General features: G+C 52.2%; 19 protein-coding genes and 1 tRNA gene. 11 read left to right on the forward strand and 9 right to left on the reverse strand.

All coding sequences use genetic code 11. The annotated features are described in order from the left end of the window. The first annotated feature begins 324 nt into the window (after nt 1-324). The 3 genes from H6G21_RS15320 to H6G21_RS15330 all read left to right on the forward strand — a co-directional run bounded on the left by H6G21_RS15320 (nt 325) and on the right by H6G21_RS15330 (nt 2080). Nucleotides 325-621, forward strand: a complete 297-nt coding sequence (locus H6G21_RS15320; protein WP_190574299.1) for a hypothetical protein — start codon at nt 325-327, stop codon at nt 619-621. A 100-nt stretch (nt 622-721) separates the two neighbouring features. Beyond that, nucleotides 722-1552 (forward strand): bifunctional hydroxymethylpyrimidine kinase/phosphomethylpyrimidine kinase, encoded by an 831-nt coding sequence (gene thiD, locus H6G21_RS15325; RefSeq protein WP_190574300.1) that lies wholly within the window; start codon nt 722-724, stop codon nt 1550-1552. A gap of 21 nt (nt 1553-1573) precedes the next feature. Beyond that, a complete protein-coding gene (locus H6G21_RS15330; RefSeq protein ID WP_190574301.1) occupies nt 1574-2080 on the forward strand; it encodes a DUF2127 domain-containing protein in 507 nt (168 codons plus the stop codon). 6 nt (nt 2081-2086) lie between these two features. On the opposite strand, the gene H6G21_RS15335 is transcribed toward H6G21_RS15330, so the two are convergent. Continuing rightward, complete coding sequence (locus H6G21_RS15335) at nt 2087-4357, reverse strand: AAA family ATPase (protein ID WP_190574302.1); 2271 nt, start codon at nt 4355-4357, stop codon at nt 2087-2089. Nucleotides 4358-4386: 29 nt separating this feature from the next. Beyond that, nucleotides 4387-5043 carry a Uma2 family endonuclease gene (locus H6G21_RS15340; protein ID WP_190574303.1) on the reverse strand — a complete coding sequence of 219 codons (657 nt, stop codon included), beginning with the start codon at nt 5041-5043 and terminating at the stop codon, nt 4387-4389. Between the two features lie 242 nt (nt 5044-5285). Here H6G21_RS15340 and yidD point away from each other — a divergent pair, with 242 nt between their 5' ends. From yidD to H6G21_RS15355, 3 genes are all read left to right on the forward strand, one after another. Continuing rightward, nucleotides 5286-5831, forward strand: coding sequence for a membrane protein insertion efficiency factor YidD (gene yidD, locus H6G21_RS15345; RefSeq protein WP_190574304.1), 546 nt, complete (start codon nt 5286-5288; stop codon nt 5829-5831). Nucleotides 5832-6166: 335 nt separating this feature from the next. Further along, nucleotides 6167-7840, forward strand: coding sequence for an AarF/ABC1/UbiB kinase family protein (locus tag H6G21_RS15350; RefSeq protein ID WP_242041865.1), 1674 nt, complete (start codon nt 6167-6169; stop codon nt 7838-7840). Between the two features lie 34 nt (nt 7841-7874). Next, a complete protein-coding gene (locus tag H6G21_RS15355; RefSeq protein WP_190574306.1) occupies nt 7875-8294 on the forward strand; it encodes a hypothetical protein in 420 nt (139 codons plus the stop codon). An 86-nt stretch (nt 8295-8380) separates the two neighbouring features. Here H6G21_RS15355 and H6G21_RS15360 read toward each other — a convergent pair whose 3' ends face one another. The 4 genes from H6G21_RS15360 to H6G21_RS15375 form a co-directional block, all read right to left on the reverse strand. Continuing rightward, entirely contained in the window at nt 8381-9277 is an 897-nt protein-coding gene (locus tag H6G21_RS15360) for a tetratricopeptide repeat protein (RefSeq protein ID WP_190574307.1), read from the reverse strand. Between the two features lie 164 nt (nt 9278-9441). Next, a complete protein-coding gene (locus H6G21_RS15365) occupies nt 9442-10644 on the reverse strand; it encodes a TIR domain-containing protein (protein WP_190574308.1) in 1203 nt (400 codons plus the stop codon). Between the two features lie 76 nt (nt 10645-10720). Continuing rightward, the gene (locus tag H6G21_RS15370; protein ID WP_190574309.1) at nt 10721-11695 is read right to left on the reverse strand and encodes an AEC family transporter; all 975 of its coding nucleotides are present in this window, start codon (nt 11693-11695) and stop codon (nt 10721-10723) included. 129 nt (nt 11696-11824) lie between these two features. Continuing rightward, nucleotides 11825-14059, reverse strand: a complete 2235-nt coding sequence (locus tag H6G21_RS15375) for an IMS domain-containing protein (RefSeq protein ID WP_190574310.1) — start codon at nt 14057-14059, stop codon at nt 11825-11827. A 770-nt stretch (nt 14060-14829) separates the two neighbouring features. On the opposite strand from H6G21_RS15375, the gene pdhA reads away from it, so the two are divergent. Continuing rightward, nucleotides 14830-15861, forward strand: coding sequence for a pyruvate dehydrogenase (acetyl-transferring) E1 component subunit alpha (gene pdhA, locus H6G21_RS15380; protein ID WP_190574311.1), 1032 nt, complete (start codon nt 14830-14832; stop codon nt 15859-15861). A gap of 224 nt (nt 15862-16085) precedes the next feature. On the opposite strand, the gene mazG is transcribed toward pdhA, so the two are convergent. Together mazG and H6G21_RS15390 are read right to left on the reverse strand one after the other, a co-directional pair. After that, nucleotides 16086-16904 (reverse strand): nucleoside triphosphate pyrophosphohydrolase, encoded by an 819-nt coding sequence (gene mazG / locus H6G21_RS15385; RefSeq protein ID WP_190574312.1) that lies wholly within the window; start codon nt 16902-16904, stop codon nt 16086-16088. A gap of 112 nt (nt 16905-17016) precedes the next feature. Further along, nucleotides 17017-17577: a metal-binding protein gene (locus H6G21_RS15390; RefSeq protein ID WP_190574313.1), complete on the reverse strand. Its 561-nt coding sequence runs from the start codon at nt 17575-17577 to the stop codon at nt 17017-17019. An 83-nt stretch (nt 17578-17660) separates the two neighbouring features. Here H6G21_RS15390 and H6G21_RS15395 point away from each other — a divergent pair. The 3 genes from H6G21_RS15395 to H6G21_RS15405 all read left to right on the forward strand — a co-directional run bounded on the left by H6G21_RS15395 (nt 17661) and on the right by H6G21_RS15405 (nt 20615). Continuing rightward, a tRNA-Val gene (locus H6G21_RS15395) sits at nt 17661-17732 on the forward strand. Between the two features lie 110 nt (nt 17733-17842). After that, the gene (locus H6G21_RS15400; RefSeq protein ID WP_190574314.1) at nt 17843-18451 is read left to right on the forward strand and encodes a hypothetical protein; all 609 of its coding nucleotides are present in this window, start codon (nt 17843-17845) and stop codon (nt 18449-18451) included. Nucleotides 18452-19226: 775 nt separating this feature from the next. Continuing rightward, nucleotides 19227-20615 carry an LCP family protein gene (locus tag H6G21_RS15405; RefSeq protein ID WP_347278030.1) on the forward strand — a complete coding sequence of 463 codons (1389 nt, stop codon included), beginning with the start codon at nt 19227-19229 and terminating at the stop codon, nt 20613-20615. A 146-nt stretch (nt 20616-20761) separates the two neighbouring features. Here H6G21_RS15405 and H6G21_RS15410 read toward each other — a convergent pair whose 3' ends face one another. After that, nucleotides 20762-21661, reverse strand: a complete 900-nt coding sequence (locus H6G21_RS15410) for an ABC transporter permease (protein WP_190574395.1) — start codon at nt 21659-21661, stop codon at nt 20762-20764. 357 nt (nt 21662-22018) lie between these two features. On the opposite strand from H6G21_RS15410, the gene def reads away from it, so the two are divergent. After that, nucleotides 22019-22588, forward strand: coding sequence for a peptide deformylase (gene def, locus H6G21_RS15415; RefSeq protein WP_190574316.1), 570 nt, complete (start codon nt 22019-22021; stop codon nt 22586-22588). Nucleotides 22589-22665 lie beyond the last annotated feature (77 nt).

Raw genomic sequence — 22665 nt, forward strand, 5'->3', positions numbered from 1 at the left:
AAGTGAATTTACCCTTTCCATTAGACTCCTCTCTGTGGGTTGCCTCCATCCAGGAGGCCACTTCTCCAGGGAATCGCCCCCTAGGAACCTGTACCTGAACTTTGCGTCAAAGATCGCATTCAGACTTCAGGAAAAAATACCAGAAAGACTGTAGAGACTGACAACACCAGAGATACCGACTACACAGGGTGCAAAATCAGTGATTTTACGGACTCGGCAAAGGTGTCTTCCCTGAAGATACCGAATTCCTACAGTATTCCTTAATCGCTGAATCGGGTTCAATTTGGTCAGCATCTACAAGGTCGTATACTTCAAGCGCCCATTATGTCTATTCAACTTAATTCTGAAGATCGCCAAATCCTCATCCAACAGCGGCTAAAGCGCTTTCGTAAGCAGTTTTTCCATGCGTTGGCCACCTGCCGTTTACAATTCTCGCGCCGCCGGGAATGCCTGGTGATTCACTGCCCCGAGCCTTGGATTGTCGATTGCTTGCTGGAAGATGTCGAGGCTTTGGCGGAAGAAGCGCGCATTATCGTCGGAGCACGGGTCATTTCACTGTATTTCGTAGGTGAAGAAGTTTATCAAGCTAGCACAGAACCCAATGTTCCTCTGGCCAGCTAACCTGAAGACGTGACCCAAGCGATAGAATTAAATCATTCCGATCAGACAATTTGTTTGTCTGTGCTTTTCCTGTCCTCTATTGCTTGAGTCTGAATTTTATATGGCCCCACCAGCTTCCCCCATCCCCCCGATCGTACTGACGATCGCAGGCTCTGATAGTGGCGGTGGAGCGGGGATCCAAGCCGACTTAAAGACCTTTGCCTTTCATCGGGTGCACGGAACCAGTGCCCTAACCTGTGTCACTGCACAGAATACGCTGGGTGTCACGCGGGTTGAAGCATTGCCCCCCGAAGCGGTACTTGCACAGGTGGAAGCCATTATTCAAGATATGACTGTGCAGGCGGTCAAAACTGGGATGCTGCTGAACCAAGGGATTATGTTGGCAGTGGCGGAACTTGCCCAGGAACTCGCTTTTAAGAATTTAGTCGTCGATCCGGTCATGGTGTCTCGGGCTGGGGTGCAACTAATTGGGGATGATGCGATCGAAACGCTACGCGATCGCCTTCTACCGCTGGCCACAATCGCCACCCCCAATCGCTATGAAGCCCAGATTCTCACGGGCATTGCGATCCATGACCTGGCAGGTATGAAAGCCGCAGCCCAGCAGATGCATCAACTGGGGCCAAAGGCAGTTTTGATCAAAGGCGGTGGCATGACTGGGGCGCTCCGAGGGGTAGATGTCTGGTTTGATGGCACGCGGCTGGAAGTGTTGCAAACGGAGTGCGTAGATACGCCCCATACCCACGGAACCGGCTGCACGCTCTCAGCGGCGATCGTGGCCAACTTAGCCTTGGGAGACGATTTATTGACGGCGACACTTAAAGCCAAAAACTATGTGACCCAAGCGCTGGGGTATGCGCTGAATATTGGTCAAGGCCAAGGCCCTGTTGGGCATTTCTTTCCGCTACTTGTGCCGTCAACCGTGCCGTAAGCCGCTAGGAGAGGTACCCCCTTGTCCCATCAAAGGCCCCTTGGACTAATCGCGATCGTGCTTTACAAAGGGTTTGTCGCAGGTCTGATGTTCGTGACAGCGATCGCGCTCCTCTTCGCGCTGAAAAATCATGACCAGTTGGCCGAATTTTCGGAAGCCTACCTGCTGGAAAGTAAACACCGGATCCTCAGTGCACTGGTGGATCATCTTCTTCATTTGAGTCCAAAAACACTACGACTCAGTGGCTTTGGTGCGTTGGCCTATTCCGGTGTGACGATCGTGGAAGCCGTGGGGCTGTGGTACCGCAAACTCTGGGCGGAATTATTGGTGATTATTCTAGTCGGCACCAGTGTTCCCTTTGAATTGTATGAACTAGCCCATGGATTTTCTCTCACCAAGTCTCTAGTACTGGGAGTGAATTTAGCGGTTCTGATCTATCTCATTCAGCAATTTAGAAAACAACGTCTCCAGCACCCTACGAAGTCAGTCAATCGAGATGCTGGGGATAAAGATGCTGGGGAGGAATGAGTGATTTCATTGAGAATTTCCTGAAGTTGACCTGGAACGATCGCCCGGACTCCCTTGTGCTGCAAGGTAAATCAGGCGACTTCGCCAAGGCACCGTTTGATGCAGCAGGCGTTCTTTAAACAGTTGGCGAATTTGCTCGATCGCCGTTGCGGATAATTCAGTTTGTAAATATTGCCGATATTGGGATAGGGGACTAAACCAGCGATCGAACAGGGCAGGGCTCAGGTAGGTCTGGGTTTCAGACACAGTGACCTCTAGCTGAACTTGGAAACCCATCGCTTCTAGAAGTTGTTGCACATCCTTTTCATCCCAATTCACCTTGGGATTCTCGGTCTGTTGATAAATCTGCTCCTCAGCCTTGCGCCATTGGTTATAGAGCTTGGTGGAGAGCCACGCCCGATCGACTAGGTGATAGAGCCGCTGGGCATGGCGGGGTACCGATTCCGCTAACACCAACCGCCCCGTTGGCGCGAGTCTGGTGGTGATTTCCCCTAAAGCTTCGGCTTTATTAGCCAGATTCATCAAGTAATTGCGCCCGATGATGCGATCGAATTTTAGCGTTGGTGGGAGGGCGTTCAGACTCAGGCTCAGGGAAACCTGGGGGGATAGGACGATCGGGCGATGCACCTCTGGTAAGGCTTGAGCCTGTTCCAGCAGTGCTTGGGCTGTTTCCGCGTCCTGGGGCAGCGCATACACGCCCCCTTCGGGTACCTGTCGCACGGCTTCCCAGGTCAGTAAGCCTGTTCCTGCATTTAAATCCAAAATGACGTGGTGCCGTTGGGCTTGGGCGATCGCAAAGACCCGATCGCGAATTTGTCCCAAGGTTTCCCCCGTTTGGCTGAGGGTGCGTTGCAGCCAGCGATCGAGGGCTGGATCGGCAGGACTGGTAGACAGAACTTCGATCGACCTTGCTATGGCTCCAGCCACCTCCCCGATCGCTCCGGCTTCCACCATGGCCGCCAGTTGGGCTTCCCGCTGCCGTGCCACCGTTTCTGCGATGTGGGCTTCGTGGCCCTGGTTGGACGGTTGATAAAATACTTTGCCCTGGAGTCCCGTGGGTAAGTATTGCTGGGCCACCCAGTGATCGCGGTAGGCGTGGGGATAGAGATAGCCCGCCCCATGGCCAAAGCCTTCTTTGTCTCGACTGGGATCCCGCAGTGGATTGGGCACGTCCGCTTCCCGTTCCCGCTCGATCGTCGCCAGGGCATCAAAAAAGCCCATAACGCTATTGGATTTAGGGCAGGTGGCTAAGTACAACGCCGCTTGGGCCAAGGGATAACGCCCCTCCGGCAGGCCAATGCGATCGAAGGCAGCAGCACAGGCATTGACCACCACCACCGCATTGGGATCGGCCAGTCCCACATCTTCCCCCGCCAGAATCAGCATCCGCCGAAAAATAAAGCGGGGATCTTCTCCGGCGTAGACCATTCGAGCCAGCCAGTACATGGCCGCATCCGGATCGGAACCCCGCAGACTTTTGATAAAGGCGCTGATGGTATCGAAGTGGGCATCGCCTTCTTTGTCGTAGAGCACGGCCCGCCGTTGAATTGACTCCTCCGCGACGGTGAGGGAAATCTGAATCACGCCCTGATCATTTTTCGGCGTGGTGGAAACCGCGAGTTCCAAGGCATTCAGCAACGCCCGCGCATCGCCATTGGCCACATTAACCCAGTGTTCCAGCGCCGCTTCCTCCAGGTGAATCGATCGCTGGCCATAGCCCCGATCGGGATCCATTAGCGCGAGGTGCACAATTTGTCGCAGGTCATCGGGTTCCAGGGTTTTGAGTTGGAAGATGCGCGATCGGCTGACGAGGGCCTTGTTGACTTCAAAGTAGGGGTTTTCCGTGGTTGCTCCGATCAAAATCACGGTGCCATTTTCCACCCAGGGCAGCAAGGCATCCTGTTGGGACTTGTTGAAGCGGTGCACCTCATCGACAAATAAAATCGTGCGCTGTTGGTACAGTCCTCGGCGTTCCTGGGCGGTGGCGATCGCGTCGCGGATGGCCTGGACTCCGGCCAGTACAGCATTGATGGCGATGAAGTGGGCTTGGGTGGTGTTGGCAATGATTTGGGCGAGGGTGGTTTTGCCCGTTCCCGGTGGCCCGTAGAAGATTACAGAGGAGAGTTGATCGGCTTGGATGGCGCGGCGCAGTAGACGACCTTCCCCCAAGATGGCCGATTGTCCGACGAATTCATCTAGGTTGCGGGGGCGCATCCGAGCTGCGAGGGGCGCTTCTGCTGCTACAACGGCTTGCCGATGGTGATCAAACAGATCCATGGGTAGACGCTAGGGAGACGATCGCGGAGTTAGGGCTGTTGCCACTGGCGCAGTAACCAAGCGCTGACTTGGCCATGGTTGGTTTGACGGGATTGGCGAAATGCGTCTTCCAACACTGCTATGTCGAGTCCTGCCAGCACTTGGGATTGGCGAATGCGGCGACTGCCTTGGTTTTCTACCGCAAAAGCTAGAACTTGCACGTTTTCCACATCAATAATCCAGTACTCAGACACCCCGATCGCTTCGTAGAGCAACCGTTTTTCTCCCTTATCATCCGCTAGGGAGCTGTAAGCCACTTCGATCGCGAGGGTCGGGGCTGGATAGCAATCTAAGTCAATGATGGTCGTATCCCAGGGAATCACATTGGCTGGTTCACCGATATAGAAAGACGCATCCGGTTGAGCTTCGGCGTACCCCGTTTTGCGATAGGTACAGTTGTCATGGCCATCCAGATCAATGCCTTTGATTCCGGCATAAAGCGTGACCGCATGAATAATAATTGCGTGATCCCGTGAATGGGGGTTACCAACTGGAGACATCTCTATCCTCATACGCCCATTGTGATAGTAGCCCTTGGCCTTGGGGGCAGACTGCTCGATCGCCTGTAAGTAATCATTCCAGCCAGCTTGAATCCAACGATCGGATGCCAGAAAACTAGTCGTAGATTGCAGGGCTGAATTCACCATAAGGTTACCGATGAGAGGTTGCCGTAGAGGATAGCGACAAGCTGAAACTAGGAAGCGATGGTTGCCTCTTGTTCTTAATTTTAAGAGAAAATCTTGGGTGGCTTAGGTGTCCGGTGGATTACCAGAACCTTGGAAAAATCAGAAATCAAGGCTGTGTCTCAGGTAGTTTGACATCTCAAGTAGTTTGACAAGGGTCTTGCCTGAACTGGGAAAACTGATGCAAGGAACACAAGGAAACCACCATGTTCGATGGAACGCCGATCGCTACCACGATCGCTACAAGAATCACTACTCTGCCCAGGAATGCAGCGGCAGGCTTGATCACGGGCTATCAGCGCTATCTTTCTCCGTATAAGGGATTTTCCTGTGCCCATCGCGTTTTACATCGGGGTGAATCTTGCTCCCAGTACATTAAGCGCACAATTTTGGAACGGGGGCTGTCCGATGCTTGGCCGATCGCGCGGGAACGGTTGCAAGATTGCCGCCAAGCTTACGAAATATTACGATCGCGCGGGAACGGTTGCCAAATCGGAGGCCACCATTCCGCTGTTGAAGGGGGAGACGAAGACCCTCGTGCCTGCGGACGATCGCGAAGAAATTGTAATGAACCCTGCCGTGTGGGCGATTGCGCCTGTGAGGGATTGAGCGGAATTGCCGATTGTGGAAGCTGTGCCGGGGATATCTCCAGTCTGGATTGTGGCAGTGCGGATTGTAGCGCGATCGATTGCAGCGGTCTCGATTGCGGTGGTGCAGATTGCAGCGGATGCGATATCGGCAGTTGTGGCTAGGTTGCAGCCCCCTTCAACGCCCCTACAGATTTCCCTATGCAACTCTTCGGCATTCTTCATAAATATGTGTAGTTTCGTATACTAGAATCAATCCAAAAGCTATAAAACGTAACTATACCGATCGGCAACGGCTAGGGGGATTTCCCGGAACTTTTCCATCGCCTATGTGGTTGAAGAAGGGAACCGAGACTTTCGGCTATCGTTGTTTGGGGTATAGTCTCGCTTCAACATCCCCCGTTTCTAGAAGAAGCAAGGTAGGGTCGATCGTGGGTCAACTGAGTTCGAAACAGCGTTCGGGTCAGCTACGACGGTATGATGCAGACGCGATCGCGCGGATGTATCGCTTCCGCCCCTGGCGCAAGTGGTGGCGTCTGCTGAGGATTGTGCTGACCTTTGTTGGTTTGTTCCTAGGTCTCAAGCTAGATGAGGCCATGGGCAAAGGCGAAGGCAACCAACAGGAACGCGCTGAGCAACTGCGCAAAATTTTGACAGATCTTGGCCCCACCTACATCAAAGTCGGCCAAGCCCTCTCCACCCGGCCTGACCTGGTGCGGCAGGACTACTTAGATGAACTGATCAAACTGCAAGACCAGCTTCCCCCGTTCCCCAACGAAATCGCCTTGCAGATTATTGAGGAAGAACTCGATCGCGATCCCTATAGCGTCTACAGCGAAATTTCCCCCCACCCCGTCGCCGCCGCTAGTTTGGGTCAGGTCTATCGGGCCACGTTGTATACCGGCGAAGAAGTCGCTATCAAAGTACAACGGCCTAACCTCTATCCCCTCCTGACGTTGGATCTCTGCCTGATGCGTTGGGCTGCGCAGAAATTTGGGCACTTCCTCCCGCTGAACCTGGGCCATGACTTGACGCTGATTATTGACGAGTTTGGCACCAAGCTGTTTGAGGAAATCGATTACCAAAACGAGGGCCGCAACGCAGAGAAATTTGCCGCGAACTTCGCAGGCGATCCCGAAGTCAAGGTGCCCAGAATTCACTGGGAATATAGTGGTAAGCGGGTGCTGACCCTGGAATGGATCCATGGATATAAACTGACTGACCTAGAAGCCGTCCAGCAAGCGGGCTTGGATAGCGACGCCATCATTCGCATTGGCGTGACTGCCGGACTACGACAGTTGCTAGAGCACGGGCTATTCCACGCCGATCCCCACCCCGGTAACCTGTTCGCCATGGTCGCGGAACCCGGCACCGACGCTCCGGGGCGCATGGCCTACATCGACTTCGGCATGATGGATCAGCTGGAACCTTGGATGAAAGAAACCTTGGTTGATGCGGTGGTGCATCTGATTAATAAGGACTACGAAGAACTGGCGAAGGACTTTGTCAATCTCGGCTTCCTCACCCCAGACACAGATATTCGCCCGATCGTCCCAGCCTTGGAAGCGGTCTTTGATGATGCGATCGGGGCCAGCGTCGGCGACTTTAACTTCAAGGCGATTACCGATAAGTTCTCCGACCTAATGTTTGACTATCCTTTCCGGGTGCCCGCCAAATTTGCGTTGATCATTCGATCGCTCGTCACCCAGGAAGGCTTGGCCCTGACCCTGAACCCCAACTTCAAGATTGTTGAAATTGCCTATCCCTACGTGGCACGGCGCTTACTGACGGGCGAATCTCCTGCCCTGCGGCGACGGCTGCTGGAAGTGTTATTCAAAGATGGCCGCTTCCAATGGCAACGGTTGGAAAATATGATTGCCATCGCCCGCAGCGATCGCAAGTTCGATCTGCTGCCCACGGCCCAACTGGGCATCCAGTATCTCGTTTCCGAGGAAGGAGATTTTCTGCGGCGACAAATTGTTATGGCCCTCACGGAGGATAACCGCCTGCATACCGAGGAAGTGCAACGGCTCTGGGCCTTGGTGAAGGATGACTTGCAGCCAAATCGCATGCTGACGGAAGCCTGGAAAGCGATCGTCGATTTTTCCCTCGATCGCACGACGGAAATGTTTCCGGCGTTGGCAACTTTGACGGGGAACCGCAACGGGCGGTAATCTTTAAGAAGTTTTAAGTTGCGCGTTCTGTCCTATGGATTTCGATCAAATTCCGTTAGATCAGCTAGATCAATTACCGCTTTACTATATCCCTCAGGATCCGCCCTATTTCCTGCTATTCTGTGGCCTACTGGCAAGTCTGGTGTCCGGTCTAGCGTTTCAGGCAGTCCTTAAGCAAGATTTGGCGGATTGGAAAGCCAATCGTCAGACGCGGAGTATCACGAGTTTACAAAGCTTGAATTTGCTAATGCCCTTTTTGGGGATGGCGATCGGGGCCAGCTTTTTCCTGTCCGCTGGGGTAGAAATTTTTGGGTTTCCTCCGGTGTTGGCCTACGCGATCGCGGTTCCGATGGCATTCTTTATTGGTTGGTTAGTCTGGCGACAGTTGGGTTCGATCCTACGGCAAATTGAAGAGGGTGGGTCAGCGGCGATCGACTTGGATTCGATTCGATAATTGTCCCATTGATAACGTTCTGAGAACTCACGCTTGCAAGCTCACCGATGGCTGACTAGGTGAGTTTTTTTGTGCCTAAATTCCCCTTACGGACTGATCGTCTGCAACTGTTGCAAAACCTGTGCTGTTTTATCGGCCCAGGATTGATTCTTTCGTTGCAGATATTGTTCTTTGGCAAATTGTAGAACCTGTTTCGCTTCGGAATATTTTTTCTGCTTGATCAGCGTCAAACCCGCCGCATAGTAGGCCGGGGTGTAATTGGAATTCGCCTGGGTGGTTTTCCGAAACGCATCTAGGGCTTCCTCAAATTGCCCCTCGGAATAGAGCAAACTGCCCAGGCTGTACAGGGCTTCCGGATAGGTGGGGTTGAGTTGAATGGCTTTGCGAAAGGCCGCGATCGCGCCTCGGTTCCAGCGATCGCGCTGATAGGCCAAGCCCAGGTGGTAGTAGGGTTCCGGAGCCTGGGACGTAAATTCATTGGCTTTTTTGAAGGCTTCGATCGCGCCCGCATTGTCCCCCTGGAGCGCCAGTACCAGACCCAAGTTATAGTGGGCTATGCCCAGTTTTGGATCAAGTTTGAGAGCTTGCTGAAGATATTCCTTCGCCTGTTTTAAGTTATTTCCTTCCAGCAGAGCCGCCCCCAAATTCGCGTAGGTGGTGGGAAAGTTGGGATCAGCCACGATCGCGTTATAAAAAGCCGTCGCCGATTCCTGGAGCTTTCCCTGTTGGCGTAGGGCTAACCCCAGGTTGTACTGGGCCGGGAAAAATTGTGGATTGACTTGCGCTGCCCGCTGAAATTGCCCGACTGCATCGTCAACTTTACCCTGCTGAATCAGTTGTAAGCCTTGACTGACCAGCTCTTCAGCGGTTTCTGCTGCACGGGTTGGAGCGGAAGTCCCCAGTAGCACGATCGTTGTAGCCAGCATTGTAGCCAGTAACTTAGCCGTTGTAGCCAGCAATCCAGCAAAGCGAGGGTTAGCCATAGGAGAGAGTGATTAACAACTCAGCAATTTCAAGCGATCATCAGCCCACAAAGCTGGATCTTGGGTCAAAAATAGCACATTCAGTTGAAATATCGAGTTGCAAACTGACGCATGGTGGCCAACCAATTTACTCGATCGGCCCCAGGAAATCCTAGGTAGGAATTTTATGGGTACGCAGTCCCCTTAGCCTCTGCCCCTTTCAGCATCGTTTTAGCGAAAATCACTTCATTCACAATATCCATCACATCGTTAATGACATCCTCAGCCGTCTCAGCCGTATTAATATACTGATTCAAGGATTTAAACTTTTGCGGTGAAATCCTGCCCATAGGTTGCTGTTCCCAGGTTTGCAGCATTTCATCAAACACCCGCTTTGCATCACCATTGGTACATACGATCGGAATCACAGGCAGCTTTTCCTGCAAAGCATACTGGTAGGTTTCATAGGTTCCTCCCACGCCCCCGATCAGAATCACCAAATCCGATCGTCGCAGGCAATCCAACCATTCATTCACCCCCGGCTCCGTGTATTCCACCCGTCCCCCTCGAAAAACGGGCTGCTTGCCCTGGGGCACCATTTGCGTCAGCTTATCTGTCAGCCGCACTGGGGATTTTGACAGTGTCGCAGCATATTGCTCCGCTACAACATAATCGACCCCTTCCCAACCGCCAGTGATTAAATTGTACTGGTGTTCTGCTAGCTTCTGCCCCAGGGTACGGGCGCACCAATTGACTTCATCCGGCAACTGAAAACTGCCTGTCCCAGCTACTAAAATCCTTTTTTGACTTCTGAGTTTTTGGGAATCTTCGTAAATTTGCTGGGTGAGCTGCTGAATAAAGGTGTCGAAATTTTGCGCCGGATCGATACTCAATTTATCTTGTACAAAATGGATGAATTCATCCACGTTAGTAGCAATCTCGGCAATTTTCTGAGCGACCTTCCCCAAGGCAGAAGACGATTCAGCCGCGATCGAACCCATTAATTGCCCCAGTTGTTCCCCTTGTTGCTGCCAATACTGGATGTAGTCAATCCGGCCTGCCTTGGTGTAGATATTGGCATCGGACAGCACCACCGGAAAAATCTTCTGGGCATAGTCCTTATGTTTCATCACTTCGATCGCTTCAAACATGCAATATTCCGATCGCAAGTATTTGTCGCTAATCACTAAAATCACATAATTCCCGCGACCAATGTCCTGCATGAACTGTTCAATGCTTTGGCCCAGGGTTAAATGGTTGCGATCGCGAATCAGGTTGTATCCCATCGCAAGCAACGTCTGACAAATGCGATCGACTAAAACTTCCCGTTGCTGGCCCAACTCACTTTTGTCATCTTTCCAGGCATAGGAGATATAAATCTGATTCATGGTTTGCGGCTCCCAGCAAAGTTTGTCAGTGCAAGACTTCCCAACTTTGTATTCCCCATTGCGTTCTCGGAATCCCCTAAAAAATCCAGAGCCACACCGGAATCATCAGCAAGAGGCCGATCGTACTAATCGCAATGCTGCTCGCGGCCAAATCCCGATCCATGTCATACTCCTCCGCCAGAATCAAACTTGCAAAGGCCGACGGCATCCCAGACATCAGAACCAAGGCCAGCCGCGCATCACCCGATAATCCCAGGAGGCTAGTCCCGATGCCCACTAACCCTGGCAGTAGGATTATTTTGAGCATGACAGGCACCAATGCCTTCCGCAAACTGCTCCAGCCTTCCAGTAAGCCTAGGCGAATCCCCATTAACAGAAAGGAAGCTGGAACAACAAATAACAAGGAAGATTGACTAAACAATTCGATCGGGGCCGGAAATTCTACCGATCGCGTGGAATAGCCGATCGCAAAGGCCCACAGGGAGGGAACGGTTAACAAATCCCGCAATAACGTCCAAGGGGAGTGATCGCTGTGAGTCTGGCCGTAATAGCTGGCAATCAGTACCCCAATACCATAGGTTCCAATCAAGTTTTGCGTCAGACTAAAAAAAACGGCCCAACTATAATCCTGGGGATTAATAATCGCAGGCAGCAGCCCTAGGCCAACAAACCCCGTATTGCCCAGCATCGCCGCAATGATAAAACTGCCATATTCCGCACTGGCAAAGCGCGGTAACTGACTAGCCCACCGTTGCCAAAAGGGCGCATCTTCCGTGACCTTTTCTGGCAATCGCGCCAGGATCTGTAAGGTCACCCAAGCCATGAGCAACCCAAAGCCTAGCGTTGCGATCGTAATCACTGGAGCGAGGCCAATATCCCCCGACAGTTTGCTATGGCGAGCCAAATCAAAAATCTGCCAGGGCACCCCAAACCAATACAACCCCCGGCCCAGCCAGTGGGATAAATCCTTGGGAAGCCAGCGCCAAATCAGCAGTCCCAGTCCCACCCATAGGATGAGCGGAGAGTATGCCTGAACTAATGTATCAATCATGCAACGCGCCAATCATGCCTGTCCATCATACTGACCTTGTGCCCCCACTGATCAACGGCATTCAACCAGAAGGATCAAACTGGTTGCTATGGAACAATGGGGCGAGATCGCTGCGATCGCAGGCTACACCTACTGCCAATTGGAAATTCGCCATTGATTATCTTGGCGCACCAACGTATATCTCAATCGCAGGTCATCGGTTTGAGATTCGGCCAATTGATTGTTTTGATAATACTTCCGAAACTCCCGCACGTTGGCGGTCACGATCGCAGTATTGGGGTCACTGGCATTCATTTCCACATTTTCGATCTGCACCGCATGCTCATATTCCACATGGGCCGCATCCCGCTGGGCGGCGGCGGCTTCCCGCTGCCACTCACTTAACTTCGGATCAACCAGCACTTGGCTAAGCTGGTCAGCAGCATAGCCAGGCCCCATCGCAGCTCGCTTGGCTGTGAACCACAATTCCAGCAGTTGTTTGGCGGTTTCTGGGGTCAGGTCGCCTTGGACGATGCCAGCAGTTGGACTGGGAGCTGCCGCGATCGACACACTGGGGGTTGGAGAGGGTGGCGCTTGTACCGTTTGTCGGGATAAACGACTCACCAAGAACCCCAACAGACCCACCCCCACTAACCCGATCGCCCAAGGCAACCAAGCTGGAATGCGTTTTTTCCGAGGTTTGGGCTTGCCGATACGACGGGGTTGTCCACCTTCTCCATGAACAGGGACTTCCCGTTTGGCGCGGGGTGGGCGTGGCCCAGACCCTCCACCAGTCGCGGCTGGTCGCTCATCCGGATGCGCAGATGTTCGAGGGCGTACCAAGGCGGTTCCACCGGCTGCCATCCCCGCGATCGCCAAGTCCGAACTACCGATTAACGACTCTTCCTCAGTTTCGAACGACGATCGACCCACCAGACCCGCCGCTGCCCCAGTGCCTACCCCGTTGTGCCCAGGATCCACTGGGGGATGGAGTCGAGCATTGGGTAACGGCTGCGATCGGGTGGGAACCATGGCAGATGGTGCAGGCGAATGGCCCGCCGCCGGTGCTTTTGCATTCCAGAGCGGTGCAGGTGCATTGAGGGACTCCCCTTCCGTGGGTAATTCTTCCAAATAGCCCTGCACTTGTCCGTCGGCAAAGTAATCCTTGAGGGAAACTCGCCGAGTGACTAAATCCCGAAAGTGGGGAAAGACTTCTTCCTGTAACCAGCGTTCTGCGTAGAGACAGAGCCCCGGTAACAAATCCGGTGCCCCTTGGGATTGCTCCCGGATGAAGGCTAACGGTTCATGTTCTTGACTGAGTTCCAGCACGCGGCTGGCCTCCTCTGTTTGCCCCAATAGGAGAGCACAGACGGCCTGCTCTAAATGCACATCCTGTCGCCCACCGAGCTTCATCAGCATATGCTTAGCCCGCCGAATCAACGCAGGTTGATGCTCTGCAAATCCGCGAGCCAGCAAGGCATACACTGCCAGGTAAGTCGCCACGGCGGAGGGGCGTTTGGCTTCTTCTTCAAAGAGTACCTGCTGTTCTTCGGCGGTCAGGTAGTCCCGTAACTGCTGCACAAACCGCAAAAAGTCATCAATACTAAGACCGGATTGATCATCCCCGTTTCCATCAATGCCGTTGCGCTCCCGCAACATATCCTGGAGCAGGGTAATCCCTTTCTTGCGATCGAGATGATTCTCATTGGGCTGCGATAAAAGTTCCAGAATGCGGTAGGGACGGAGTCGGAGCAGGTCGGATTGGATCTCGCCGCGCACACCTGCAAATAGCCCCTCCCGCAGGAGCAATTCCTGTCCCGTTTCTAGGGCTTCAGCCGCAGTTTCGTACTGCCCCTGTTGCCACTGTTCCCGCCCGAGTTCCAGGCAAGCCAGGGCGATCGTCAGCACAATATCGGCTAGGGCTACCTTAGGGTCACCAAATTGACCGGTTTTGAGGCTCGCATTACCGCTACTGAGGTAAGGCCGCCCCACTTTAAGAACCAGTTCGTACTCTCCTAGCTCTTGCAAAATCAAGAGCGCCCCGATCAAATGCTTTTCCGCAATGTCAATGTGGGGGGTGTGGGTTTCGCTGGCGGTCTCTGGACGGTGAACCGCAGCGCCTTCACTGATTTCTTCAACGGTCAGATTCAAGTCTGGATCGTAGGCAGTAGTGAGAAACCGGGCATCATAGGCTTGACGCTGGGCCGGATTGGAAAGCACTGCGTACCCTTCATCCAACAGCGCCCGTCGGGCCTCAACGGCTGTTTCTGAATATTCTCGCCGAGGCAGCTGGAGCGTGCGATCGTGGTGCGCCTGCTTCAACTGTTCAGCGGGAGCTTGGATGGGTAAACCAAGAATCCGATAATAATCGAGCGGAATACGCACGTTGACTTTCCCCAGCATTAACCAATGAGAGTGAATTATACCTAGGCGAGGATTCTACCCTGCAACTTTTACCTTGCAGCTTTCATATTGCAACTTTTACCTTGCAACAATACCGCAACAGAGACGTATCACAGCATACCTAAAGACCTACAGGAAATTACGATCGCGAAACTGCTTTCGAAAACCGAATTTCTGAATGATAGGGACTTGATACGGACTGTTGATGTGGACTGTGTAACCGCCGCCCAAGCCAAAAACAGATTAGAGCCATCATACTATTGTGGATGGCGGTTCTGCCGTTTACTCTAAATATCAGCCTCTCCCGTCATGTTCTAGGCAGAACCTAACGAACAGGGCATCGTCTCATCGGATATCTCAGCAATCTACACCTGACCCAAGAATCACCCTGATCACTCGGTGATTTACCGGGTAGGCTGTTATTCAGGATACTCAATTTCTGAAGTGATCAACCAACAATTCCCTAGGCATTGGAGTTACATCCTTGGTTGGGGTTCCCGGATGGGGGTACACGACTCACCGTAGATTGTCTTCTGCGTGCCTGGAGCTTTTGAGTATCTGGAGCTTCTGAGTCTTCTGCGCGTCTGGAGCTTACGTATCTGGAGCTTATAGGTATCTGGAGCTTATAAGTATCTGGTTAACGTTGAGTTGCCCCCGAAGCCAGTGTATCCTGTTTGATCTTAAGCAACTCTGAACGGTATTTTAATTAAGTTACAGCGTGATAGGTCTTGCAGCGAGGATTAAACACACCCATGGTTCAAGATAGAGCATTACCGACAATCCCCACAACACCCGCTACCGTCACCCGCGAAGAAGGGCTGATGCTCTACGAAGACATGGTTCTTGGCCGCACCTTTGAAGACAAATGTGCAGAAATGTACTATCGCGGCAAAATGTTTGGCTTCGTTCACCTTTATAACGGGCAAGAAGCGGTTTCCACCGGTGTGATTCGGGCGATGCGTCCGGGCGAAGATTATGTGTGCAGTACCTATCGGGATCACGTCCATGCCCTGAGCTGCGGGGTTCCCGCGCGGGAAGTCATGGCTGAATTGTTTGGTAAGGCAACGGGTTGCAGCAAGGGGCGTGGCGGTTCCATGCACTTGTTCTCAGCCCAGCATCGGTTGCTCGGTGGTTTTGCCTTCATCGGAGAAGGCATTCCGGTGGCCACGGGGGCCGCGTTCCAGTCCAAGTATCGCCGGGAAGTCATGGGCGATGCGTCAGCTGATCAAGTGACGGCCTGCTTCTTTGGAGATGGCACCAGCAACAATGGTCAGTTCTTTGAGTGCCTGAACATGGCAGCTCTCTGGAAACTTCCCATTTTGTTCGTAGTGGAAAATAATAAGTGGGCGATCGGGATGGCCCACGATCGCGCCAGTTCCCAGACGGAAATCTTCAAGAAAGCCAGTGTCTTTGGTATGGCGGGCTATGAAGTGGATGGCATGGATGTCTTGTCCGTGCGGGCGATCGCCCAGGAAGCGGTGGCACGGGCACGGGCTGGGGAAGGCCCCACGTTGATCGAATGCCTAACCTATCGTTTCCGGGGACACTCCTTGGCGGATCCAGATGAATTGAGATCGAAGGAAGAGAAAGATTCCTGGTTCTCCCGTGATCCCATTAAGAAGCTGGCCGCTTACATGATTGAGCAAAATCTGGCGACCCAGCCAGAACTCAAGGACATTGATAAGAAGATCCAGGCCCATGTAGAGGATGCAGTAGAGTTTGCCCTCTCTAGCCCCGAACCCGATCCCAGCGAACTCTATAAGTACGTGTTTGCGGAAGATTAAAGGGCCTGTGGCTCAATGAACTGTTAAGGGTAGGCAAGGGTGGGCGATCGTCCACCCTTTGGGTTTGCGCTAACGGTTATGCGTTAAACGATAGGAGTCTGTCATGTACGAGATTGGTCTTTCGAGTTGGCAAGATTGGGCCACCACGGGGGTATTTCTAGGAGTGTTGGGTGTCGTGGTGTGGCAAATTTTCACCCGTAGATCGCTGTAAGGGTCATCTTGCCCTACTGCCCGAGCTGTTTCTTGGCTTGTTGCCAGAGGGCTTCCAGTTCTGCCAACGAGTAGCTTTCCAACGATCGATCGACGGCCTGTTCCATCTGGCTGAGCCGCTGGATAAAGCGATCGTTCGTTCCCTGAAGCGCTTGCACGGGATCAAGCCCTTGCCAGCGGGCAATTTGCAAGAGGCTAAACAGCAGATCCCCCAGTTCAGATTCCTGCCGTTCCCGACTCTCGTGTTCGATCGCGTGGCGCAGTTCGTCGAGTTCTTCGTGGAATTTTTCCCAGACCCCGTCGATCGATTCCCACTCAAACCCCACCTTGGCCGCTTTCTTGGAAATTTTCATCGTGGCCGTCATGGGGGGGAGCGATCGGGCGTAACGCTTCATCTTTTGGCTGAGCCGCGTTTCTTCCGGCTTTTCCGTGGCTTTAATGGCCTCCCAGTTACGATGCACCTCCTCGGCGTTCTCCACCGAGACTTCTCCAAACACGTGGGGATGGCGGCGGATCAGCTTTTCCGTAATCGTAGTGGCGACTAAAGCTAGATCAAATTGCTGATCATCCTTGGCCACTTGGGCTTGCAAAATCACCTGAAGCAGTAAATCCCCCAATTCATCGGCGATAGCGGTTTGATCCCCAGATTTCAGCGCATCCACCACTTCATAGGCTTCTTCCAAGACATAGGGAATCAGCGTGGTCTGCGTTTGCTCCAAATCCCAGGGACAGCCGCCCTCGGGGTTGCGTAACTGGGCTACGACTTCAATTAGGCGTTGCAGCGCTTCGAGAATTTGGGTTTGGGTCGCTGGAAAATCGGGTTGAATGGCCATAAAAATTCGGGTGCAACGGAGATAGGTGAGCTAGGGGCGATCGTACCGCGCAAAATCGCGCCGTTCACCAATGTAGTGGGTTAGGAATGTAGTGGGTTAGGAATGCAGTGGATTAAGACGGTTTGGTCTTTTTTAAACGACGATTGCGCCATCGCTTCAGCTTCGATCCCACCCAATCGCTGAGGCTATGACTCATGGCTCCTGCTTCCAACCCGACAAAACTCGCTAACCAATATTCTGGATATTGTTGCCAAGATTGCCCGATCGGTTGCCATGCCTGTTGCCATAGGGGCATGGCAAATGCAAGCCAGTCGCCCTGACCGAGAGAATGCCGCGCGATCGACCATCCCAAAATCCCAGAACCCACCACCGTTCCAATCAAAAGGGCTAAGTAGAGTAAGCGTAGGGTGGTTCCGACTAGAAACCCATGGGACAGGATCGATCGATGGTGCAGGCTCTGGCGATAGGGCAACCAAATCCAGCGTAACCAGCCCCAGCGACGATATTGCTGGGAATGAATATCCAAATCCGGGCCAAACATCAGCCCACTGAACAAAAAGCAGCCGGAGGCTACCAAGGCCAGCCCCGCATGATGGGTGATTCCCCAGCCCAGCCCCGCGATCGCAGGCCAACACCACAGGGTAATACTGTCGTGAGTTTTACCGGAGGGCATAGGGTTCCAAAAAAAATCTAAAAAACTGTGTTTTCATCTTACCGAATCCAAAAGTTTCTGCTATATTGTTTATCAGTGAGTTCGGGCGATTAACTCAGCGGTAGAGTGTCTGCCTTACAAGCAGAAGGCCGGGGGTTCAAATCCCTCATCGCCCATATTTTTATTTCTACCTACTACTTTCCGATCCTTCTCAGCTTTAAGGTATGCCTTGGCGATTTAGGTATAGCTGCTTGGGATCATTCGTGCGGCTTTCCCTCAAACATCTGTGGGACAACCGTATAGCCACGATCGCGAAAAACACGCTAGCTTAAACCCAGGGACTCAATTACGGGCGGAGAATAGCAAGATGATCAAACGGTATGGCAGCCGGGTCGGTCAAGTAATGGGGTGGCTGATGGCGGCGGGTGGCAGCGCGATCGCGGTGGGAACGTTGGGCGGTATTATTCTGCTGGGAATTTTGCTCGGTGCCATCTTAGGGATGTCCAAGACGGTAGCCGTAGCTGTACTTCTGTTGGTTTTTCTCCCTTTGCTAATTTTATTTGGTCTGTTACCCGTTGCGTTGGGTGGAGTGATGCTTTTTGCCAGCGATCGGGCGAAAAAAGAAGCCATTCGGGATACATTTTTTCAATTATTGAAAGCAAAAAAAGGTCGCATTACGCTTGTGGAATTTGCCCGAGCCGCCGAGTTGGAACCCTTGGTCGCACGGCAGTACCTCGATCGGTGGGCTAGGGAGTGTAATGCTGATTTCGATGTCACGGAAGCCGGTGAGATCCAGTATGTGTTTGCCTATGAGTCACCGGTGAGCTTGCCGGGAGGGGATTCGCCGTTTCAGGTCTGGCAAGTCTGGATGAAGGATCGCATCAACCTTTCGTAATCGCTATCTTGTCATGGCTCTCCTGTGATGGCTATCCCGTAATGGTTGTTGCAACCCCAGCCGCAGTCATCATCTCATCCCTACACCCATAATCTCCCAACCCACCAGTGGAATTACCCAAGTTCAATCCGCAAAAATTTCATGTCAATGGTGGGATTGATGAAATTTGGGGCACCTTAGACACAACAGCACCCTCTCAAACCCTCAACATTTCAATTTTGCGGCGGGATGGTGCTGAATTCCACATCAGGGTGCCTACAATGCTTCTGTTTCTTCACGTCTCTTCAATTCTCAAATCCTCAACTTTTGCAGTCACTTCAGAGAAATCCTGCTACTATGCATCAACGTGATTCTTGCGGAGTAATCGGTTCATAACCTTACTTGTTGACAGGTTTCGCGTTGCAGGTGAAAACCTAGCTGGCAGCACTATACTGGCTCCACGAGAACAATTTTATTGCAGGAGAAATCGCTCTAAATAGAGACGCTCCTTCAATAGTTATCTTCTACTGTGAAAAGTGAGAAGCAGGAATGGGCGCTTGTTTGATTAAACGATCGGCCAAAATCAATGGGCTGTTAATCAAAGTTCGCCTATGATGAATGCCAATCAAAAGAGTCAGGCAACAGCAGTTATTTCAATCCTGCACTTAGAGTTCTCCAGCAAAAAGTTCTCCAGCGAAATGTCTACCCAGGAAATAGGACACAGATTCTGTTCCTGATCGTCTCAAACTGCCGAATTTAGTTGGCCCTTTTATTGGATTGTGTGGTGAGGAAGCTCGTGAAAAGCGTCAAAAAACGTCCTGTTCCTGCTCGTAGAGTTCCCCCGGGTGCGAAACGACCGGTTCGCAAAACCAACAATAAACGGTTGACTTGGTTGGTGTTTTGTCTGACAGGGGTAGCTATGCTCTCCGCAATGGCAGGTGCGTTATTGGCGGTTTCGTTGGCCAGTACCCCCCTGATGCAGCGCAAGTTCACTTCCCAGGAAGCTTCCATCTTCAATAAAGGGGAAATTGCCAATAGCAGTCTCAAAATGCCAGGGCTGACCCGTCCAGTCAACATTTTGGTTTTAGGGACTAAAGTCCTGACGACTGATGTCCAGGAAGTCCCGGATCATCTGAAGAATCTTAAGTACCATGCTTTGGTCAACTCCTTTGAAGGATTGACTGACACTATGCTTTTGGTGCGGTTTAACCCAGAAAACAAGAAAGTCTCGGTGTTGTCCCTGCCTCGGGATACTAGGGCAGAGATTCCAGGCTATGGGGTGACTAAGCTGAATTCGGCTAACGTCCACGGAGGGCCTGCACTATCCGCCCGATCGGTCAGTCAACTGTTAGGGGGCGTAGGAATCGATCGTTATGTGACGATCAATGTGCAAGGGGTACAAGCCTTGGTCGATGCCCTCGGTGGAGTCACGGTACATGTTCCCAAGGACATGAAATACCGAGACGACAGCCAGCACTTGTATATCAACCTGAAAGCGGGTCGGCAACATTTGAACGGGGAGCAGTTGCTCCAGTTACTACGGTTCCGCTACGATGAATATGGTGATATTGGTCGGATCCAACGCCAGCAAATGGTGATGCGAGCCTTGATGGAACAGGCATTGAACCCCGCAACGATTACTCGCCTCCCCAAAATTCTTTCGGTGATTCAGTCCCACATTGATACCAATCTTTCGGTTGAAGAAATTGCTGCCCTTGTGGGATTTGCAGCGCAGACGAATCGATCTAATACCCAAATGCTGATGCTGCCTGGGGAATTTAGCCATCCTGGAGAATTTGACGCGAGTTATTGGATTCCGACCTATCGCCGGATTCAGGGCCTGATGGCAAGGCACTTTGACTTTGGCTCCGCTGACGAGATCGATAACAATAGTCCTGAGAATTTGCGGGTTACCATTCAAGACAGTACCAAACAGCCTAATACCGCCCAGTCAGTGGTAAAACAGTTGCAAAAGTCGGGGTATGGGGATGTGGGGATTGGTCAACCTTGGAATGAGTCGCTCAGTGTGACTCGGATTGTGGCCCAGCGGGGAGATAGTCAGCAGGCAGAAGCCATACGCAAAGCGTTAGGATTTGGGGAAGTCCGCATCGAAAATACTGGTGATATTGAATCCGATGTAACGATTCAGTTAGGGAAGGATTCCACCCAAGCTTCTAAAAAGTAGGACAGATGTCTGTATTTAGGCAATATTCAGACGATTGTTCCTAACGGTCGTGGCCAACGGCTGGAGGTGATTCAACGAGTCCAGTCGTTGGCCTTGCATTTTATCGATTTTCGCGAAATACCCTATCCGCCATGCTGGGGGGATTGTCAAGACCGTAGTCCCAGGTTCCGCACTGCAAGTAAGCTGCCCAGCACCCCGATCGTACTGCCGAATCCCAATAGGATCACGGGGAGGAGCCACACTTGCCAGGGCGTATTTTGTAACAACAAACTTTGCAGTAAGTCTCCCTGCTGGACTAAAAACTGAGTCAGCGATCGTTGCAGTCCGTGGATCAAGATCCAAGCTGTAGCTGCTCCTACCAAGCCGAAGGCAACTCCTTGCAGCATGAAGGGCAAATAAATCCAGGCACGGGTGGCTCCCACAAGACGCATCACTTCAATTTCCTGTCGCCGTGCAGCAATTACTAAGCGCAGAGTAGTCGTAATCACCGCGATCGCGCTGATGGTTAAAAATCCTGTTACCCCTAAATTGATCCACCCTAAGCCCCGGTTCAAATCCGCCACCTGTTTGACGGCTTCGCCTGCATACTGCACCGTTTCCACCCCCTTGACCTGCTTCAGGGCGGCGGCAACGGTGGCAACGGTGGGTGCTGACTTAGCCTGTACCCGTAATTCATCCACTAGAGGATTTCCGGATAACTGTTGAGTCGCCCCTTGCAAATCCGTCATGCCCAACTCTTTGACCAGGTCTGCCCAGGCTTGCTCCTTGCCGATCGTCTCGACCTTTGACACGTCAGGCAGTTTCTGGACGATCGGCTGAATATCCTTGGCGGCAATCCCTGTTTCCAGGAAGGCCGTCACCTCCAGTTGATTGCCAAATTGATTAAGAAACTGTCCGACCTGCCAGCTAGTCTGTAAACTCAGGCCAAAGAGAAACAATAAAACGGTAACTGTGCTGATGGCAGCCCAGTTCATCCATCCCCCCCGCCTTAGTCCTAGCCAGGTTTCTCGTAGGATATAGTCCAATTTGGTCAGCGATCGCAGCATAGAGATATAGCGGTGAGTAAAACCATGGGGAGATGACAAGTAGCAAGCAGCTTCCCACAAGCAGCTTCATGCAAGCTGTAAACAGGTCAGTAAACAGGTCAGTAAACAGGTCAGTCTGGCTGATGGAGCAGGGATTGGAACCCATGCTTTTCCTGGACAGCGAACCCATACTTTTCCTGGACAGCTACCGCCTGCCATTATAGGAAGGTTGATCCAGATTGGTCAGGATTGTAGGCCGATCACTGGTAACGACGCTCAAACACCCGCTAAGATAAAACTAATCCGGATTGAATCCGATTTAATTGAATCCGATTGATTGGTGTAAGCAAGATCATTTCTGGGGTAAGTTGACCACCCATGAGTACCACATCCACGATCGCTGTCGAAAAAGTTAAGCTCAAAAAACCCCCCTTAGAAGTTCACCATTTGGGCGATCGGGTGCTGCGTCAGCCCGCTAAACGAGTCGCTAAGGTGGATGAAGAAGTGCGGGACATTGCACGCAAGATGCTGCAAACCATGTATAGCGAAAATGGGATTGGCCTTGCAGCGCCCCAAGTAGGCATTCACAAGCAAATCATTGTGGTGGATATTGAACCCGATGATCCTAAGCAACCTCCGATGGTGCTGATCAACCCCGCAATTAAGCGGGTCAGCCAAGATGTCTGCCGCGAGCAAGAAGGATGCCTGAGCGTTCCCGGTGTTTACATGGACGTGGATCGGCCTGAAGCGATCGAAGTGACCTTTAAAGATGAGTTTGGTCGATTACAAACTTTGCAAACTGACGGGTTATTGGCACGGGTGATCCAGCACGAGATTGACCACTTAAATGGCGTGCTGTTTGTCGATCGCGTTGATAATCAACTAGTTCTGGGCCAAGAGTTAACGAAAAAAGGATTTTCAGCCAAAGCGGTAAAGCCAGTTGCTTAAGGTAACCGAACAGTGACCGCTTCCTGAAGTGAGTCCCCCATGGTTCAGGGCTGTATTGGCAGTCCTGTCAGAGTAGT

It is taken from the genome of Alkalinema sp. FACHB-956 (assembly GCF_014697025.1).
In the GTDB taxonomy this organism is placed as follows: Bacteria; Cyanobacteriota; Cyanobacteriia; order Leptolyngbyales; family Leptolyngbyaceae; genus Alkalinema.

What these genes read in the sequence shown, in the direction of transcription:
- H6G21_RS15320 (WP_190574299.1), top strand. Translation starts at nt 325, where the DNA reads ATGTCTATTCAACTTAATTCTGAAGATCGCCAAATCCTCATCCAACAG.
- H6G21_RS15365 (WP_190574308.1), bottom strand. Translation starts at nt 10,644, where the DNA reads ATGAATCAGATTTATATCTCCTATGCCTGGAAAGATGACAAAAGTGAG.
- H6G21_RS15350 (WP_242041865.1), top strand. Translation starts at nt 6,167, where the DNA reads ATGTATCGCTTCCGCCCCTGGCGCAAGTGGTGGCGTCTGCTGAGGATT.
- H6G21_RS15355 (WP_190574306.1), top strand. Translation starts at nt 7,875, where the DNA reads ATGGATTTCGATCAAATTCCGTTAGATCAGCTAGATCAATTACCGCTT.
- H6G21_RS15335 (WP_190574302.1), bottom strand. Translation starts at nt 4,357, where the DNA reads ATGGATCTGTTTGATCACCATCGGCAAGCCGTTGTAGCAGCAGAAGCG.
- def (WP_190574316.1), top strand. Translation starts at nt 22,019, where the DNA reads ATGAGTACCACATCCACGATCGCTGTCGAAAAAGTTAAGCTCAAAAAA.
- H6G21_RS15360 (WP_190574307.1), bottom strand. Translation starts at nt 9,277, where the DNA reads ATGGCTAACCCTCGCTTTGCTGGATTGCTGGCTACAACGGCTAAGTTA.
- thiD (WP_190574300.1), top strand. Translation starts at nt 722, where the DNA reads ATGGCCCCACCAGCTTCCCCCATCCCCCCGATCGTACTGACGATCGCA.
- H6G21_RS15410 (WP_190574395.1), bottom strand. Translation starts at nt 21,661, where the DNA reads ATGCTGCGATCGCTGACCAAATTGGACTATATCCTACGAGAAACCTGG.
- H6G21_RS15370 (WP_190574309.1), bottom strand. Translation starts at nt 11,695, where the DNA reads ATGATTGATACATTAGTTCAGGCATACTCTCCGCTCATCCTATGGGTG.
- H6G21_RS15390 (WP_190574313.1), bottom strand. Translation starts at nt 17,577, where the DNA reads ATGCCCTCCGGTAAAACTCACGACAGTATTACCCTGTGGTGTTGGCCT.
- H6G21_RS15340 (WP_190574303.1), bottom strand. Translation starts at nt 5,043, where the DNA reads ATGGTGAATTCAGCCCTGCAATCTACGACTAGTTTTCTGGCATCCGAT.
- mazG (WP_190574312.1), bottom strand. Translation starts at nt 16,904, where the DNA reads ATGGCCATTCAACCCGATTTTCCAGCGACCCAAACCCAAATTCTCGAA.
- yidD (WP_190574304.1), top strand. Translation starts at nt 5,286, where the DNA reads ATGTTCGATGGAACGCCGATCGCTACCACGATCGCTACAAGAATCACT.
- pdhA (WP_190574311.1), top strand. Translation starts at nt 14,830, where the DNA reads ATGGTTCAAGATAGAGCATTACCGACAATCCCCACAACACCCGCTACC.